Origin of the sequence: Streptomyces cupreus, assembly GCF_014257025.1 — a bacterium.
GTDB classification, from domain to species: Bacteria; Actinomycetota; Actinomycetes; order Streptomycetales; family Streptomycetaceae; genus Streptomyces; species Streptomyces cupreus.
Genome location: NZ_JACMSF010000177.1, coordinates 1 through 834, shown reverse-complemented (window position 1 = coordinate 834; position 834 = coordinate 1). Strand labels below are relative to the sequence as shown.

Here is an 834-nt window from a genome sequence, read left to right as displayed (position 1 = left end):
GTCCGGTGTCCACTGCATGGGTGTGCGGACGGCGTCGCGGTCGCCGAGCCAGATGTTGTCGCCCATGCCGATCTCGTCGCCGTAGTAGAGGATCGGCGAACCGGGCAGCGACAGCAGCAGGGCGGTGAAGAGCTCGATCTGGTTGCGGTCGTTGTCCAGCAGGGGCGCCAGCCTGCGCCGGATGCCGATGTTGGCGCGCATGCGGGGGTCCTTCGCGTACTCGGCCCACATGTAGTCGCGTTCCTCGTCGGTGACCATCTCCAGGGTCAGCTCGTCGTGGTTGCGCAGGAAGATGCCCCACTGGCAGCCCGACGGGATGGCCGGAGTCTTGGCGAGGATTTCGGAGACGGGGTAGCGGGATTCCCGGCGGACCGCCATGAAGATGCGCGGCATGACCGGGAAGTGGAAGGCCATGTGGCACTCGTCGCCGCCGCTGCTGAAGTCGCCGAAGTAGTCGACGACGTCCTCCGGCCACTGGTTGGCCTCCGCCAGCAGCACCGTGTCCGGATAGTGGGCGTCGATCTCCTTGCGCACCCGCTTGAGGAACTCATGGCCAGCCGGAAGGTTTTCGCAGTTGGTGCCCTCCTCGGCGTACAGATACGGCACCGCGTCGAGCCGGAAGCCGTCGATGCCCAGGTCCAGCCAGAACCGCAGCGCGGAGATCATCTCCTCCTGCACCGCCGGGTTCTCGTAGTTGAGGTCCGGCTGGTGGGAGAAGAACCGGTGGAAGAAGTACTGCTTGCGGACCGGGTCGAAGGTCCAGTTGGAGGCCTCGGTGTCGACGAAGATGATGCGCGCGTCCGCGTACTGCTTGTCGTCGTCGGCCCACATGTA

At 65.6% G+C, this 834-nt stretch carries 1 protein-coding gene; it reads right to left on the bottom strand.

Going from position 1 to position 834, the window contains the following annotated elements; all coding sequences use genetic code 11:
• A partial coding sequence (locus H4N64_RS44170) for an alpha-amylase family glycosyl hydrolase (protein WP_260860469.1) occupies window positions 1-834 on the bottom strand: 834 nt, incomplete at both ends.